At 67.9% G+C, this 15,222-nt stretch carries 17 protein-coding genes and 1 pseudogene; 13 read left to right on the forward strand and 5 right to left on the reverse strand.

From position 1 onward, the window contains the following. The first annotated feature begins 63 nt into the window (after positions 1-63). Positions 64-468, forward strand: coding sequence for a hypothetical protein (locus tag OG883_RS00355; protein ID WP_266533276.1), 405 nt, complete (start codon positions 64-66; stop codon positions 466-468). Here OG883_RS00355 and OG883_RS00360 read toward each other — a convergent pair. Beyond that, the gene (locus tag OG883_RS00360; protein ID WP_266533279.1) at positions 465-1,406 is read right to left on the reverse strand and encodes a LuxR family transcriptional regulator; all 942 of its coding nucleotides are present in this window, start codon (positions 1,404-1,406) and stop codon (positions 465-467) included. The two genes, OG883_RS00355 and OG883_RS00360, sit on opposite strands and share 4 nt — an antisense overlap. Positions 1,407-1,594: 188 nt before the next feature. Here OG883_RS00360 and OG883_RS00365 point away from each other — a divergent pair, with 188 nt between their 5' ends. From OG883_RS00365 to OG883_RS00385, 5 genes are all read left to right on the forward strand, one after another. After that, on the forward strand, positions 1,595-1,774 hold the full coding sequence (locus OG883_RS00365; protein ID WP_266533281.1) for a hypothetical protein: 180 nt from the start codon (positions 1,595-1,597) through the stop codon (positions 1,772-1,774). A gap of 925 nt (positions 1,775-2,699) precedes the next feature. Beyond that, a complete protein-coding gene (locus tag OG883_RS00370) occupies positions 2,700-3,944 on the forward strand; it encodes an IS110 family transposase (protein WP_266533284.1) in 1,245 nt (414 codons plus the stop codon). Between the two features lie 384 nt (positions 3,945-4,328). Continuing rightward, complete coding sequence (locus OG883_RS00375; RefSeq protein WP_266533287.1) at positions 4,329-5,657, forward strand: phosphoribosyltransferase family protein; 1,329 nt, start codon at positions 4,329-4,331, stop codon at positions 5,655-5,657. Between the two features lie 45 nt (positions 5,658-5,702). Beyond that, positions 5,703-6,941 (forward strand): IS4 family transposase, encoded by a 1,239-nt coding sequence (locus OG883_RS00380; protein ID WP_266533290.1) that lies wholly within the window; start codon positions 5,703-5,705, stop codon positions 6,939-6,941. Positions 6,942-7,252: 311 nt separating this feature from the next. Then, entirely contained in the window at positions 7,253-7,804 is a 552-nt protein-coding gene (locus OG883_RS00385; protein WP_266533292.1) for a hypothetical protein, read from the forward strand. Positions 7,805-7,988: 184 nt separating this feature from the next. Here the strand turns inward: OG883_RS00385 and OG883_RS00390 are convergent, their stop codons facing one another. Together OG883_RS00390 and OG883_RS00395 are read right to left on the reverse strand one after the other, a co-directional pair. Next, entirely contained in the window at positions 7,989-8,291 is a 303-nt protein-coding gene (locus tag OG883_RS00390; RefSeq protein ID WP_266533293.1) for a hypothetical protein, read from the reverse strand. A gap of 183 nt (positions 8,292-8,474) precedes the next feature. After that, positions 8,475-8,864 carry an ATP-binding protein gene (locus OG883_RS00395; protein WP_266533296.1) on the reverse strand — a complete coding sequence of 130 codons (390 nt, stop codon included), beginning with the start codon at positions 8,862-8,864 and terminating at the stop codon, positions 8,475-8,477. A 913-nt stretch (positions 8,865-9,777) separates the two neighbouring features. Here OG883_RS00395 and OG883_RS00400 point away from each other — a divergent pair. Then, on the forward strand, positions 9,778-10,113 hold the full coding sequence (locus tag OG883_RS00400) for a MerR family transcriptional regulator (protein WP_266533298.1): 336 nt from the start codon (positions 9,778-9,780) through the stop codon (positions 10,111-10,113). 129 nt (positions 10,114-10,242) lie between these two features. After that, positions 10,243-10,320, forward strand: a pseudogene (locus OG883_RS46975) (cold-shock protein); the annotation flags it as partial. Here the strand turns inward: OG883_RS46975 and OG883_RS00410 are convergent. Both OG883_RS00410 and OG883_RS00415 read right to left on the reverse strand, forming a co-directional pair. Continuing rightward, entirely contained in the window at positions 10,320-10,496 is a 177-nt protein-coding gene (locus OG883_RS00410) for a hypothetical protein (protein ID WP_266541670.1), read from the reverse strand. The pseudogene OG883_RS46975 and the gene OG883_RS00410 overlap by 1 nt on opposite strands. A 170-nt stretch (positions 10,497-10,666) precedes the next feature. Then, a complete protein-coding gene (locus OG883_RS00415; RefSeq protein ID WP_266533299.1) occupies positions 10,667-10,882 on the reverse strand; it encodes a hypothetical protein in 216 nt (71 codons plus the stop codon). 216 nt (positions 10,883-11,098) lie between these two features. On the opposite strand from OG883_RS00415, the gene OG883_RS00420 reads away from it, so the two are divergent. From OG883_RS00420 to OG883_RS00440, 5 genes are all read left to right on the forward strand, one after another. Beyond that, the gene (locus tag OG883_RS00420) at positions 11,099-11,929 is read left to right on the forward strand and encodes a hemolysin III family protein (protein WP_266533302.1); all 831 of its coding nucleotides are present in this window, start codon (positions 11,099-11,101) and stop codon (positions 11,927-11,929) included. Between the two features lie 413 nt (positions 11,930-12,342). Then, positions 12,343-12,546 carry a cold-shock protein gene (locus OG883_RS00425; protein ID WP_266533305.1) on the forward strand — a complete coding sequence of 68 codons (204 nt, stop codon included), beginning with the start codon at positions 12,343-12,345 and terminating at the stop codon, positions 12,544-12,546. A gap of 319 nt (positions 12,547-12,865) precedes the next feature. Continuing rightward, the gene (locus OG883_RS00430; RefSeq protein WP_266533307.1) at positions 12,866-14,377 is read left to right on the forward strand and encodes a DEAD/DEAH box helicase; all 1,512 of its coding nucleotides are present in this window, start codon (positions 12,866-12,868) and stop codon (positions 14,375-14,377) included. A gap of 46 nt (positions 14,378-14,423) precedes the next feature. Further along, entirely contained in the window at positions 14,424-14,828 is a 405-nt protein-coding gene (locus tag OG883_RS00435; protein ID WP_266533309.1) for a CBS domain-containing protein, read from the forward strand. A gap of 55 nt (positions 14,829-14,883) precedes the next feature. Then, positions 14,884-15,195, forward strand: coding sequence for an SCO5918 family protein (locus OG883_RS00440; protein ID WP_266533311.1), 312 nt, complete (start codon positions 14,884-14,886; stop codon positions 15,193-15,195). The last annotated feature ends 27 nt before the right edge of the window (positions 15,196-15,222 follow it).

Consider the following 15,222-nt stretch of genomic DNA (forward strand, 5'->3'; position numbering starts at 1 on the left):
ATGCTGGCTGATTAGATGGCCCTAAGCTGTTCTTGTTACGAAACATGAGTGGGGGTGGGGAACGTGAGTAACCCGACCGAGCCCGAGCTCGGCACACCGTTCGCGGATCTAGTGCGCAGGGGGCGCCGCGGGCGCCCGTACCGGGCCTATGCCGCCCTCGCCGTCGACCCCGTAACCGGGTACACGCCGTCGTACACGCTCGTGCACAAGATCGAGGACGGCGACCCCGTGAAGATTTCGCCCGCGCTGGTTCGTGGCCTCGCGGTCGCGGCCGAGGTGCCCGTGCGCGACTTGCAGATCGCTGCCGCCGCTGAGTACATCGGGCTCGTCACGACGCGCATACCGGCCGAGGGCGACCCCTCCGGGGGCGCTGCCACCGTCGCGCACGCCCCTGGCTTGTCGCCGGACGACATGCCGCTCGTGCATGAACTGCTGAACAGGCTTCGCGGTACGTCCGGGACGAACTAGCCCTGATCGACTGACTGCTCGGCCACACCCTCGGGGCCCGCCCACCATGCGACGAGCTGATAGACGGTGGCCACTCCGAGCCGCGTCCGAAGATCGCTCAATGCAGAATTGACCGTCTTCGCGCTGTAGCCGAGGATCTTCGCAATCTGCTGCTGATCCTTCCCCGCGCAAAGCTCACGCAGGATTGTGCGCTGTAGGGGAGTCGTCACGGCGGGGCGTGGCTGCGCAGCGGGTTCCTCGCTGTGCCAGTCGAGCCCGAGCTGCCACTCGACTTCGAACGCCGCGGCCAAGAACCCACACACCGCCCGGTCCCTCACGAGGTAGGCGCCTTCGAAGCTCGGGCGCCCGTCGGCGTGGTCCTCGATGATCGCAAATTCTCGGTCGATCAGGATCAGCCGCATGAAGGCGCGGGGAAGCGTACGGAACGCCGCGCCGAGCGGCGTCAGCTCGTTGACGCGATCGACCGCCGCGGGGTTCGAGCGGCTGCTCGCGTTGTAGATGGTGCGAACCGCGACGCCTCGCTCGACTGCGGCTCGATCCCTGTCTGTCGACAGCTTGATCACTCGCTTGGGCCGGGGTCCGGGCTGAGCGGACAGCAGCTCATGCCGGGAGGACTGAACGGCGAGGGAGATCGCGGCGTTCACGGCGTCCTTGCCCTCAATCCACTGGGCGATACCGTCACCGCCCCGGGCGTGCCGGCATGTTCGCAACTGCTCGACCAGCACGGGGATTTCTGCAAGCTGCCGTGCGGTCTCTTCGAGCTGATGCTGCACGGTCTCGCGCAGGCGCGTCTCGATCTCGCTGAATGGGACCGCGACAAACCCGCTTGGCTGGAAAGGATCTTGCAGGATGAGGCCGGAGGTGAGGAGCCGTTCGGCGGTCGGCCCAGCGTCATCGTCGATCTGACCCCCTTCGGCGATCTGCCCATACACGCGCATTTCGGCGTCGGTCAGCCTTGACGTCCCCACACTGTCCCCCGGTTCGGATCTTGGAAGTTCCTACCTTTGACCTGGTAAAAGCTTGTTCGATCCTCGTTCGAACAGGCAGCGTATCCCTTAGGGGAACCATGCCGCCGGTGTATCTAAGTGGCATACCCAACACCTGGGGAGGGAACTCGCAAATGATCATGAAGTGGATTGGGTGCGGCGCTGCTGTCGCCCTGCTCGCCGCCGCGGCCGTTGTGGGCGCGGGCGCAGTTTCGGGACAGGGCGACGCAGTTCGAGCCGATAGTTCTTGGAACGTCGCCCCCGTGCCGGTGGAGCCGACGCCGGCCGAGGCCGCACCGCTCGACAGCTCTTGGGACTAGGTAGCGCTCGGTACGACGGGCTCGACGAAGGACGAACAGCGCACGCAGATAAGCATGGGGAGCGCTCGCACGAGGGCGCGACCGCGGGGGGCGGTAATGATCTCGGTAATTCGGACTCGGCTCGACGATGGTGTGTGGGCCGTCGGCACCTCGCACGACGGGACTACGTACGTCGCGCTGGATGAACGGCACGTCACACCGGCCGGCGCGAACGCGCTCGAACGGGTGCTTAACGATCTTCGCGAGAGCGGGATCGGAGCGCCCGGGGTTGCGGGCGACGCCCCCCGGGCTGCATGACTGAGGGGCCGCGCGGCGCGAGCTGCGCGGCCCCCTTCTGCATGTCAGGGTCCCGGTGTAGCGTAGGGCTTCACGGAGCACCGTTTATGCAGGTCAGGGCCCCATTTTTGAGTGCCCACCGCGTGCCCAATGCGTGCCCATCGCGTGCCCGAACTGCTCTGAACCGGTTGTCACGGGTTGGCACGGGGAAGCGCCGTAACATGGCGCTGACCTGCGGAAACCGCCCCACGATGGCACCCCGTGAACGTATCCGACAGGAAGCGTCTGGGGCTCGTAATGCGTAGGTCTCGGGTTCGAATCCCGAAGGCGGCTCATAAAAGCCCAGGTCAGCGATCCAGCGCACCTTCGGTGCGCGCCGGGGGCGTGGTAAATGCCGTGGCGTGCGCCGGAGGTGCTTCTGTCTGCCCTGACGTGGGCTGATGCCGGTCCGGGATGCTGGAGCGGTTCGTTCCGGCCGAAACCGATGCCTCTGTGATGCCGGTGAGCTCGCAGGTCAGCGTGGTGCTGGGGACCGTCCACGGGAACCGTGGAGTGTTGCTGCGAAGCACGTGCGTCAGAATTCCTGATCCACCCTGGTCCTCCCGGAACGGCGTACGACGGGTCCGTCCGCCAGGGAGGGAGCAAGGCCGTGGACGTACTGCACGAACGCTGCGCCGGCCTCGACATCAGCAAGAAGGACGCCAAGGTCTGCGTCCGCACCCCGAGTACGAAGCGGCGGGGGTCCTTCACGACCGAGACCACGACGTGGGGATCAACGACGAACGCGGTCCTGGATCTGCGGGACCATCTGCTCGCCGCACAGGTGACGCTGGTAGTGATCGAGGCGACCAGTGACTACTGGAAGCCCTTCTACTACGTGCTGACCGAGGGCCTGGACGTGGTCCTGGTCAACGCGCGGCAGGTCAAGAACCTACCCGGCCGCAAGACGGACGTCTCGGACGCGGCCTGGCTGGCCCAGCTCGGCGCCCACGGCCTGGTCAGGCCCTCCTTCGTGCCGCCCGAGCCGGTCCGCGAACTGCGCGACCTGACCCGGGCCCGGACCACCGCCACCCGTGAACGCGGCCGTGTGGTCCAGCGGCTGGAGAAACTCCTGGAGGACACCGGCATCAAACTCTCCGCGGTCGCCTCCGACATCATGGGCGTCTCCGGCCGGGCCATGCTCGAAGCCCTCATCCGCGGCGAAGCCGACCCGCGGGTCCTCGCGGACCTGGCCAAACGCAAGCTCCGCAACAAGATCCCCGAACTCACCGAGGCCCTGACCGGACGGTTCCGCGAGCACCACGCGTTCCTGGCCCGACTGTATCTGGATCAGTACGACCAGCTCACCACGATGATCGACCAGCTCACCGGACGCATCGAGGAGGCGATGGCCCCCTTTCGTGGCGCCCTCGACCTCCTCGACACCATCCCCGGCATCAACCAGGCCACCGCCGAAGTGATCATCGCGGAGACCGGCGGGGACATGACCCGGTTCGCCTCCGCCAAACACCTCGCGTCCTGGGCCGGGGTCTGCCCCGGCCACCACGAGTCCGCCGGCCGTACCAAGAACACGAAGGTCCGGCCCGGCAACCCCTATCTCAAAGGCGCCCTCGGCCTCGCGGCATTCGGCGCTGTGAGAACCAAGGACACCTACCTGCAGGCCCGTTACAAGCGGCTGACCGCCCGCCGCGGCCCGCTCCGGGCACTGGTCGCCGTCGAGCACTCGATCATCACCGCGATCTGGCACATGCTCACCGACAACGTCGCCTACCAGGAACTCGGCGGCACCTACTTCACCCAACGCGACCCCGAACGCGCCACCCGCCGAGCCATCACCCAGCTCAACCAGCTCGGCTACACCGTCACCCTCAACCCGAGGGAGAACGCAGCCTGACCGACAGCCCCGAACACCCGGCAGCCCTCCACGGCCACCGGGCACCCAGTCCTGCCCACACCCACCCTGACCTGCTGCTATTTACGCGTCAGAGGCTCCAAGGCCCTTCGTGAGAGATCACGGAGGGCCTTTTGTGTGCCTGATGGGAACACTCTGGGAACATTAGATGCGATGTCTATTCGTTTATGTGCCGTTTCGCTCTGAGTGGCACGTTTGCGCTGGCTGATGATCTGGGTTTCGCGAGGCCGAAGCCGACGCAGCGCAGCGGTGAAGGCGCCGTTAAGCCCGGTGGCATCGGCGAGATCTGTCAGCAACGGCCGCCCGGCGCGCACAACGGGCAGTCGGGACTCGAGGGCCTCACCTCACCTCACCCGGGAGGCGACCATGTACTTCACAGACCGAACCGACGCGGGCCGGCGACTCGCCGCACGGCTGAACCACCTCAAGGGCCAAGACCTGGTGGTCGTGGGACTTCCCCGCGGCGGCGTCCCGGTCGCTGCGCAGATCGCAGAGGCCCTGGGCGCTCCGCTCGACGTCTGCCTCGTAGGCAAGCTGGGGGTGCCCTTCCAGCCGGAGCTGGCCATGGGCGCCATCGGCGAGGAAGGCGTGCGCGTCGTCAATGAACCGGTGGTGCGGGGCATGGGTGTGACGGACCGTGATCTGGCGGCGGTGGAGGAACACGAGCGCGGCGTCCTGGAGCAGCGCGCCCGCCGCTATCGGGGCGAGCGGCAGCCGGCCCGGTACGAGGGACAGACGGTTCTGGTGGTGGACGACGGTCTGGCGACCGGCTCCACGGCACTGGCGGCCTGCCGGATTGCGCGCGCCCGCGGCGCGTCGCGGATCGTGCTGGCGGTTCCCGTGGCGCCGCACGACTGGTCGGCCCGCCTCGGAGGCGAGGCGGACGAAGGCGTCTGTCTGCACACCCCCCGGCAGTTCCACGCCATCGGTGAGTTCTACGCGGACTTCGGGCAGACGAGCGACGAGGAGGTCATCGCCTGCCTGGAGCACAACCGCGTGGCGCACGCCACGTCCGACGCGCCGCCGGCCGCGGGCAGCGCCTCCCCGGAGCACGATTCCCTGCCCTATGACAGGTCGGTCCGGATAGCGGCCGGAGGCGCTGCGCTCGACGGGCGGCTCACGGTGCCCCGCGGTGCCCCCGGGGTCGTCCTCTTCGCCCACGGCAGCGGCAGCAGCAGGAAGAGCCCGCGCAACCGATTCGTCGCCACCGGGCTGAACCGCGCCGGTCTGGGCACCCTTCTGTTCGATCTGCTCACCGAGGCCGAGGCAGTGAACCGGGACAACGTGTTCGACACGGCGCTGCTCGCCCGCCGCCTGACCCAGGCGACCGAATGGCTGCGTGAACAGCCCGACACCCAGGGCATGGAGTTCGGCTACTTCGGTGCCAGCACAGGCGCCGCCGCCGCGCTGTGGGCCGCGGCGGAGCCCGCCGCGGACGTCACGGCAGTCGTCTCCCGCGGAGGCAGGCCGGACCTGGCCGGCCTCAGGCTGCCGGAGGTGAAGGCTCCGACGCTGCTCATCGTCGGGGGTCGCGACCACCTGGTGCTGGACCTCAACCGGCAGGCCGCGGCGCGCCTGAGCTGCGAGCATCAGCTGGCCATCGTCGCCGGTGCCACTCATCTCTTCGAGGAACCCGGCACCCTGGAATCGGTCACCGAGCTGGCCACGGACTGGTTCAGCAGGCACCTGGCCTAGTGCCAATACCGGTGACTTTGGTGTTTTCGGATCGTTGGGTGAGGTGTGCCAAGGCCCGGACAGGTGAAGTCGTCAGCAGGCGAGCGGTTGTCGGATCGGATTGCGGTCGGGGTGCTGACCCGCGCGTTTCCGCCGGAGTTGGTGGACGAGGTGATCGCGGAGTGCGGTCGGGCCGAGCAGCGGCACAGGCTGCTGCCGGCTCGGGTGGTGGTCTATTTCGTGCTGGCGATGTGTCTGTTCTCCGGTCAGGGATATGAAGAGGTCGGGCGGCTCCTCACCCATGGGCTGGAGCGGATGGGGCGGTGGAAAGGGCCGTGGCGGGTGCCGACCACCGCGGCAATCGGCCGGGCCCGTCTGCGGCTGGGCCCGGAGCCGCTCAGGGGCCTGTTCACCAGGGTGTGCCGTCCGGTAGCGACCGAGAACACGAGCGGGTCCTGGTACCGCCGGTGGCGGCTGGTCGCGGTGGACGGCACCACCTTCGACCTGCCCGACACCGAGGCCAACGCCGCCTTCTTCGGGCGCCCCGGCGTCAGCCGCGGGCAGGAGAAGAGCGCCTACCCACAGGCGAGGGTGGCCGCGCTGGTCGAGTGCGGCACCCACGCGGTCTTCGCGGCTGAGACCGGGCCGCTGGCCGTCCATGAAACGGTGCTGGCCCAGCGCCTGTTCAGCTCGCTGACGCCGGGGATGATGCTGCTGGCGGACCGGGGCTTTCACGGCTTCGACCTGTGGCGGGCCGCCGCAGCGACCGGCGCCGACCTGCTGTGGCGGGTCAAGAATGATGCTGTCCTGCCCATCCGGGCCTTGCTGGTGGACGGCTCCTACCTCTCGGAGATCGTCGCCGCCAGGGACAAGAACCGCCGCGCGGACCCGGTCAGGGTCCGCGTTATCGAGTACACCCTCGGCCGCGACGGCAGCGGCACGGTCTACCGGCTGATCACCACCGTCCTGGACCCACGGGCCGCGTCGGCCACATCGCTGGCCGCGCTGTACGCCCAGCGGTGGGAGATCGAGAGCACGCTGGACGAGATCAAGACCCACCAGGGCGGGCCCCGCCTCGTCCTGCGCTCCCAGCACCCTCGCGGGGTCGAGCAGGAGATCTTCGCCTTCCTGCTGGTGCACCACGCACTGCGGGACCTGATGCACCAGGCCGCACGGCAATCGGACCAGGATCCCGACCGGATGTCCTTCACCCGCACCCTGCGCATCATCCGCCGCCACGTCACCGACCAGGCGGCGTTTTCCCCCCTCCCGGCTGGCCCGCGCACTCACAGCGGCCCTGCGTGAGATCCGAGAACGCCCCCTGCCCCCACGCCGATTGCGCTCCAGCCCCCGCGTCATCAAACGCAAGATGTCCAACTGGAAACTCAAACGCACCGAGCACCGCAACCCGCCCCGGCAGGACACCCCCACAGTGACGCTGGTCGGACCGACCAAGACCAGACCGACCCGCCGAGAAAAAGCCTAAATCACCGGTATTGGGCCTAGTGCTTCGTTTCCTCTCCCGATCTTGCCTGGTCGGGGGCATGGTGGTCTGGTCGGTATGAAGCTCGGGTAGGTGGAACGGCTCCGGGGTGAGTTATCGGAGTTCGTTGCGGATGTGTTTGCTGGCGACGGTGGCCCTCTTCGGCGGCACCGTGCTGGGCGGCTGCTGGGACGTGTTCGCTCTGGTGCCCGGCCCCTGCGCGATGAGCCTCGAGGTTTCCTTCGTACGCGACACCTTGCTGCGCATCGTCGTGGCCGGTACCGCGAGCGCCGTCGTGGGCGCCGGGGCGGCCGCGACGGCCGGTTCGTGGTGGGCGCGGCGCCGAATCCCCGGGACGCCGCCGGTGTCCGTGCCCGTCTCCCGTCGGCAGCGCGCTGTGCTCGGGCTGGCCGCTCTTCTGGCCGTCACCGTGGTGACTACGGGACTGGCGGTCCCTACGACGACAGCCACGGCCCAACCCCCCTCCGCCGTCCCGCCGACGGGCGCCGGTGGCGCCGCTGCCCCTGCCTGCAAGACGCTCGACGAGGTCATGGGCGCCGGGGACTCCATCAGCAGCGCGGACAAGAACGCCAACCTCTTCGAGGCCGTACGACTCGCCGCCGAGGGGGAAACGCCGTGCTGGCAAAGGCGATTCGGGATCTCTACGCGCCGTAACGACGAGTGACCTGCAGGCGTTCAAGAGCGCCGGTGAACGGATCCGCGACCGCGAGGCTGGTGAGGTACTTCAGCTGAGCGGGCGTGATCGGCTCCTTCTTCGCCGCGGCCTTCCGCTTCGCGCTCTCCTCACGAATCCGCCCGTAGTACTCGTCGTTGGCCGCCTTGCGCTTCGCCTCCGATTCCGGACTGCGTCAGGTGACCTGCACGCCCTCGTGCCAGGTCTGGGTGCCGGGCTTGCCGGTGACCGCCTCCCACAGCGAGTTGGCCGTCAGCGCCGACTCGTCCACGCCCTCCGTCAGCCCGGGGCCCACCAGGCCGTAGTAGCCGGTCTTGCCCCGGGGGATCACGGTGAAGCCCGCGGGCACGGCGTGGACGGTGAGCCAGTCCTGCCCGCACCCGCAGTGGGTCGCGTGGTAGCGGCCCCACTTGCTCTCCAGCGGCTCGTACACGAGACGGTCGCCGTAGTACTTCGTATCCCTCGTGAATCCCGACACCGCCGCAGTTTCGCACCGCGCCCGGTCCCGGAACAGTGGCCGTCACCCCTGCGGTGTGGATGGGAACATCGGAACGAAAACCGGCTCTACAGGCAGCCGTCACGGCTGTCGGTACAGCGGTCATCGGTGAGATTGACCTTGGGGAGGCCGCAGATCACCCCGGTCGGCGCCGGCGCCTTGGCGCTATCGGGCGAGGAGGGCACTTACGGTCTTGCCGCCGGATGGCCGACGGGTCACCGCGGTGGCGCGGGCGAGGCGGTTGACCATGGGCCAGCCGAAGCCTCCGGTGCCGCCGTTCAGGTCGGGGGTGCGCATGCGCGGCAACTGCGGACTGGGGTCGTGCACGGCCACCTCGATGCTGTCCGGGTGCGCGGTCAGGTCCAGGGTGCAGGTGCCGCCGCCGTGGCGCAGGGCGTTGGTGACGAGCTCCGAGACGACCAGGACCGCGGTGTCGGCAGCCTCGGCTGCGATCGGATGTACGAGACCTTCGAGGAAATCCCGGGTGCTCTCGCGTGCGCCGGCGACGGATGTCGCGGAGCGGACGGTTGCGACGTTGACGCTCATCGTGTCCATCAGGTCACCCTGGTCTCTGTCGTCAATGCCGGTCCTGTCTGCCCGGGCTTCTGCCCCGGCCTGCGGCCCGTTAACCCGTCGGCAGTGACGGCCTTGCGCCTGCCCTCGTCGCTGTTCTAGGTCGATTACCTCACCGTCGAACACGCGGAAATCTATGTCGGCCGGAATAGACATTGGGTGGTGGTGTGGTTATGGTTTCTCTCGTAGCCCAGAGAGACAGCAGGCCTGGCAGAGACGAACTGCCGGGCAGCAGTACACGCAGTTGCAGTGCGCAGGACGGTGCGGTGGTGGAGTTCCGAAGCCAGGGTTGTTGCAGGATGGCGACGGGACTGACGACCGGACCGGGTGGCCCGCAGTGATCAGGGGCCGCCGTGAGCAAGACCGCAGTTATCGCAAGTGCAGTACCCGTAAGTGCAGTTCGCAGTACCCAGCAGTGAAGTCAGTGAGCAGCACCTCGGTGAAGGCGTCGGCTGCGGGCGCGCGCACCGGGAAGTTCGGCAGTGGGGTTCTAAGCCAGAGCAGACGCAGGACGGGCGACGGGGCTGGCTGCCGAAGAGTGGTGCTGTCGCAGGCCACTGAGCAGTTCGCAGTACCAGCAGTACGCAGTAGAGCAGTACCAGCAGTACGCAGTCCCCGTTGGTAAGTAGTTGATCAAGAGGGAAGAACGGAGGAGCCCAGCGCCATCAGGATCGCCCGGGCGGACGTCTTGAGCCCGGGTACCGCAGGACATCGATAGTGAGGTGGTCTTCGGTCAAGCAACCGCGATCCCCGCATTCCCCGCCCTCTCCCGGGTGGGCATGCGGACACAGAAGGCCGGCGCAGTACCAGGGCCGGCAGATGGTGTAGCAGTTCCTTCGGGGCCCTGGTGCCATATGGCACCAGGGCCCCTCCACGCGTTCCACAGAGAGGTGCAATGACAGCAGACGACTCGTTCGGCCGTCTCGATGACGACGACTACCCCGCCTACACGATGGGCCGGGCCGCCGAGATGCTCGGCACCACCCAGGGCTTCCTCCGCGCCATCGGCGAAGCCCGCCTCATCACCCCACTGCGCTCCGCAGGCGGACACCGCCGCTACTCCCGCTACCAGCTGCGCATCGCCGCCCGCGCACGGGAACTCGTCGACCAGGGCACCCCCATCGAGGCCGCCTGCCGCATCGTCATCCTCGAAGACCAGCTCGAAGAAGCCCAGCGCATCAACGCCGAATACCGCCGCACCGCCGAATCAGCGAAACCGCCCGTGGCTTGAGGCAGCGCGCCCGCCTTCGCCAACGTCTACGGCGTGGGCGTTCTGCTGTGCCGTGCCACAGGAACCAAGGCGATCACCTCTGCCTCCCGCACGTTGCGGGAGGCGTACATCGGCTGGCAGGCATGAGACATGGCTACGGGAACGGTGAAGTGGTTCAACGAGGACAAGAGCTTCAGCTTCATCGCGCAGGACGGCGGAACAGACGTTCAGACACTCGTCCAGGCTTCGAGGAAGGCTTTCCGTCCAGCGGGATCGTCCGACCTGCCGTCGGCGTGCAGGATGCGCCAGGCGGTGAGTTCGAGATCTCGGAGCCATAGTTCTCCGATGACCTGTGTCTTGAGGTCGGGAAGATGATCGGACTCGGCGAGGGCTTGACCGATCACCTCCCCGGCCGCGACCCGTTGGGGCGGGGGTCATCTCATCGACAGCCGAGAGGATCTGTCGGGCCAGGGCGGTTCCTTCGCCTGCCAGGGATTGCAGCACCTCAGCCTTCATGTTGGCAGGTAGCAGGTAGGCGGTGCCCGAGGACCTCCACAGTTCCAATCAGAAGTGCTCACCTGCCGCGGTGGGGGCAGGGAGCGCGGGCCAGCAGCCCGAGGAGATGGCCGATGGCCGCGTAGCCACCGGAGTGAGCAGCTGCGACGACTGCGATGCCGGCTACGCGCTCCACATCGAGATGGCTGGCTTCGAGGTCTGGAGCCAGACCCAACTGGTGTTCCAACTGGTCTGTGAAGGGGGCGGATACGTGGGGGCGGACTTCAGGAAGCATCGGCGATCCTTGCGGGTAGGCGAGCAGTGGTGCCCGTTCGGAAGCCCTGATCTTTCCCACGATCGGCCGGTCTGCTCGGCCTCGGGGGCCCATCGGCGGGACCAAGGGGACCGGAGTCCGCACGGCGGAGAGACAGTCCAGGCCCGGCGACTTGGGCCTGGATTTCAGGCCGGCTTCTCGAAAGGGCTGTCCTGTGAGGTCTCTTAGCATGAGCGCATGATTGCCAGTGACGCCGAGGAGTCCGGGGGAGAACGGGAAGCCATGTGCCGTGACGCCGCTGAGGTCGAATGTGGCCACGTCGCCTCAGAGTGTGGAGAACACCGCGAAGTCGGGCTGGCCCTCGGGCCACGATGCGACGATGCAGGAGAAAAGGGTCACTCGGTTGCCGCTCTGGTGGAGCAGGCGGCCGACCTGGCAGAACCGATCAAGCCGAGGTTGCGTGGCTGGCTCCATGCCGGAATGGTCCCCACCGCGCTGATCGCAGGCATCGTACTCATCTGCCTGGCCGGCACCCCGCAGGCGACTTGGGCCTGCGCCGTGTACGCGGTCACCGCCTGGCTGCTGTTCGCAACGAGCGCCATCTACCACCGCGGCACCTGGGGACCGCTCGGAGAGGCTCTTCTGCGACGTCTGGACCACGCCAACATTTTCCTGATCATCGCCGGCACCTGCACCCCCCTGGCTGTGCTTCTCCTGCCGCCGGACCAGAGGTCCATGCTGCTGTGGATCGTATGGACGGGCGCATTGGCCGGCATCGCGTTCCGGGTCCTGTGGGTCGGAGCTCCGCGCTGGTTGTACACCCCGTGCTACCTGGCCCTGGGGTGGGCACCGGTGCGCTACCTGCCCGACTTCCTGCATACCGGCGGAGCGGCCGTACTCACCCTGATCGTGGCCGGCGGTCTCCTCTACAGCGCGGGCGCAGTCGTCTACGCCCTCCAGCGCCCTGACCCCTCACCCCGCTGGTTCGGCTTTCACGAGGTGTTCCACGCGCTGACCGTGGCAGCCTTCACCGCGCACTACATCGCCATCTTCCTGAACATCTCCTGACCGCGCCCCCGATCTGTGTCGAGACCGGCTACGGGCCGACGCCGGGCGAGATGGTGCCACCGGAACAGTTGTGCCCTCCGAGCCCTGAGCGGCGCCCGCCTTTCCTGAAACGCTACGGTCCGGGTGGGGCAATATCTATGACCGCGAGATGAGGGTTTAACGCGCAGTGCGGGGAGTGTTTTTATGGCAACCAACGGAGTGGAGTTATTTACCGCACATGGGCCGCTACCTCATGCTAATGTCGATCTCAGTTGCAGTTGTGGTTCCCAAAAACTTTCGAGCTCCTTCGCCGAAATTTTCCGGCAATTGGAAGCTTTCTGTATTGCCGGTCTTTTTCCGGACGGGGCATCATCGCGGCGACCCGGTATCCGCACATCGCGGGTCCCGGCGTACTGCCCCAAAGGAGATATGACATGGCGTCAGGCACAGTGAAGTGGTTCAACGCGGCCAAGGGTTTCGGCTTCATCGAGCAGGACGGTGGGGGCGCCGACGTGTTCGCCCACTTCTCGAACATCGCCGCCCAAGGCTTCCGCGAGCTGCTCGAAGGCCAGAAGGTCACCTTCGACATCGCGACGGGCCAGAAGGGCCCGACGGCCGAGAACATCGTTCTCGCCTGACGCTGACGCGGACTTCGTAGCTGGGGCCCGCATCCCTCGGGGTGCGGGCCCCAGCTACGGACATTTCCCACAGCGGTGTCACCTGTGGGACAACTCTGCCCGCAGCCCCATGCTCAGGGTTGCACGCCTTTCCGGAGCTGTACCGGTCGACGTCCGGGATTTCACGTCCACATGACGTCACCCATTTCATTGCCTGCATCCCGCACCGGATTCACTGCAAACCAGATTCGCATTCTATTCGGCCCGTTCTTGTGATTCCCCGCGCTGCTCTTCCGCTGCGGGAATTCCTTGATACGTGCCGTATCAAGGAAGGTTCTCAATGAACCCCACACGTACGAACGGCCGCTCCTCCCGCCCCCGCCGCACCGACGGCCCCGCTTTCGGCTCCGGCGCCCGTTCGGGGCGGGGCGGCCGCTTCGGCTCGCCCGCCCCGAGCCGTTCAGGCGCTCCGGTCCGCTCTGGCGGCCACGGCCGGCGGCCCGCAGCGGTCCAGGGCGAGTTCGCCCTGCCGAAGACGATCACTCCCGCGCTGCCCGCGGTCGAGGCGTTCGCGGACCTCGACATGCCCGAGCAGTTGCTGGCCGCGCTCACCGCGCAAGGCGTGAGCGTCCCGTTCCCGATCCAGGGCGCGACCCTGCCCAACACCCTCGCGGGCCGCGACGCCCTGGGACGCGGGCGCACCGGCTCCGGCAAGACCCTCGCCTTCGGCCTGGCCCTGCTGGCCCGTACCGCCGGGCAGCGCGCCGAGCCCCGCCAGCCGCTGGCCCTGATCCTTGTTCCCACCCGCGAGCTAGCGCAGCAGGTGACCGACGCACTCACCCCCTACGCCCGCTCGGTGAAGCTGCGGCTTGCCACCGTCGTCGGCGGAATGTCGATCGGCAGGCAGGCCAATGCGCTGCGCGGTGGCGCCGAGGTCGTCGTCGCGACGCCGGGCCGCCTCAAGGACCTCATCGACCGCGGTGACTGCCGACTGAACCAGGTCGCGATCACCGTCCTGGACGAGGCCGACCAGATGGCCGACATGGGCTTCATGCCCCAGGTCACCGAACTCCTGGACCAGGTACGCCCCGAGGGCCAGCGGATGCTGTTCTCCGCCACCCTCGACCGCAACGTCGACCGGCTGGTCCGCCGCTACCTCACCGATCCGGTCGTCCACTCCGTCGACCCGTCCGCAGGCGCGGTCACCACGATGGAGCATCACGTGCTGCACGTCCACGGCGCCGACAAGCACCGGACGACGACGGAGATCGCGGCGCGCGAGGGCCGGGTGATCATGTTCCTGGACACCAAGCACGCCGTTGACCGGCTGACGCAGGACCTGCTGAACAGCGGTGTCCGGGCCGCCGCCCTGCACGGCGGGAAGTCGCAGCCGCTGCGCACCCGGACCCTGGCCCAGTTCAAGACCGGCCACGTCACCGTGCTCGTCGCGACGAACGTCGCGGCGCGCGGCATCCACGTCGACAACCTCGACCTCGTCGTCAACGTCGACCCGCCGACCGACCACAAGGACTACCTCCACCGCGGCGGCCGTACCGCGCGGGCCGGGGAGTCCGGCAGCGTCGTCACCTTGGTCACCCCCAACCAGCGCCGGGACATGACCCGCCTCATGACAGCGGCTGGCATCGTGCCCCAGACCACCCAGGTCCGCTCCGGCGAAGAGGCACTCAGCCAGATCACCGGCGCCCAGACCCCCTCCGGCATCCCCGTGACGATCACCGCGCCGGTAGTCGAGCGGCGTCAGCGCAGCGCGGCCTCACGCGGCCGACGCAGCCCCGCATCGGCTGCCCGGCGCATGACCGCGCGGCAGACCTCCTTCGACGCGGCGGCCTAGAACCTTCGTGATCAGGAAACTGACCCACCACTGCAGGAGGCACCTTTTGACGCTGGTTCAGATGCAGCCCCGCTCGGCGAATGCCACCCCCGTACACAGGACGGCGGCCGACGCCATGGACACCGGCGCACCGCAGGTCTGCGACGACATGACCCTCGAGGTCGCCCTGTCCGTCATGGACAGCGCCCGCACCGGACACCTCCTCGTCTGCGACAACGACGGCCTGTGCACCCAACTGGTCACCCAGGCCCAGCTCGCCGCCGCCCGCGACAGCTCCGCGTACACGGACCGGATCCAACTGCGCGACATCCTCGGCGACCGCCGGCCGTTCCCCCCTCCCCTGACCACGATGGCCGAAGCCGAGCACGCGATGCACTGCCGCCGCCTCGATGCCCCGCCTGTCGTCGACGAACACGGCAGTGCTCTGGGCGTCCTCGCCCTTGCTCGCTGAACCGCCTCAACCGCGGCAGAACCATCCCCCTTCGGTCCTCTCCTTGTGAGGCATCATGCGCTGTGTCATCGCCCGCTTCCCGTTCGACCTCACCAAGAGCGGCGTCCTGGAATCGATGAAGGGCATCAGGCCCGAGCAGGTCTTCGGCGAGTCCGTGATCATCGGCCGCCGCACCTACCCCGTCAAGCAGGTCGGCCAGGTCGTCACACGCCAGGACCGCCGCGACTTCAGCGCCGGCGAAGTCCTCCGGGCCATGACCCAGCTCGGCTTCACCTGCCGCGGCCTTCCCAAGGCCGCCGCGCCCACGCGCGTCCTCAACCCGTTCCAACAGGCTTCCGCGATGCTCGGCGCCCCCGCGGCAGCCTGACCGACGGGCAGGCGCGAGCCGCCACCA

It is taken from the genome of Streptomyces sp. NBC_01142, from assembly GCF_026341125.1.
Classification (GTDB): Bacteria; Actinomycetota; Actinomycetes; order Streptomycetales; family Streptomycetaceae; genus Streptomyces.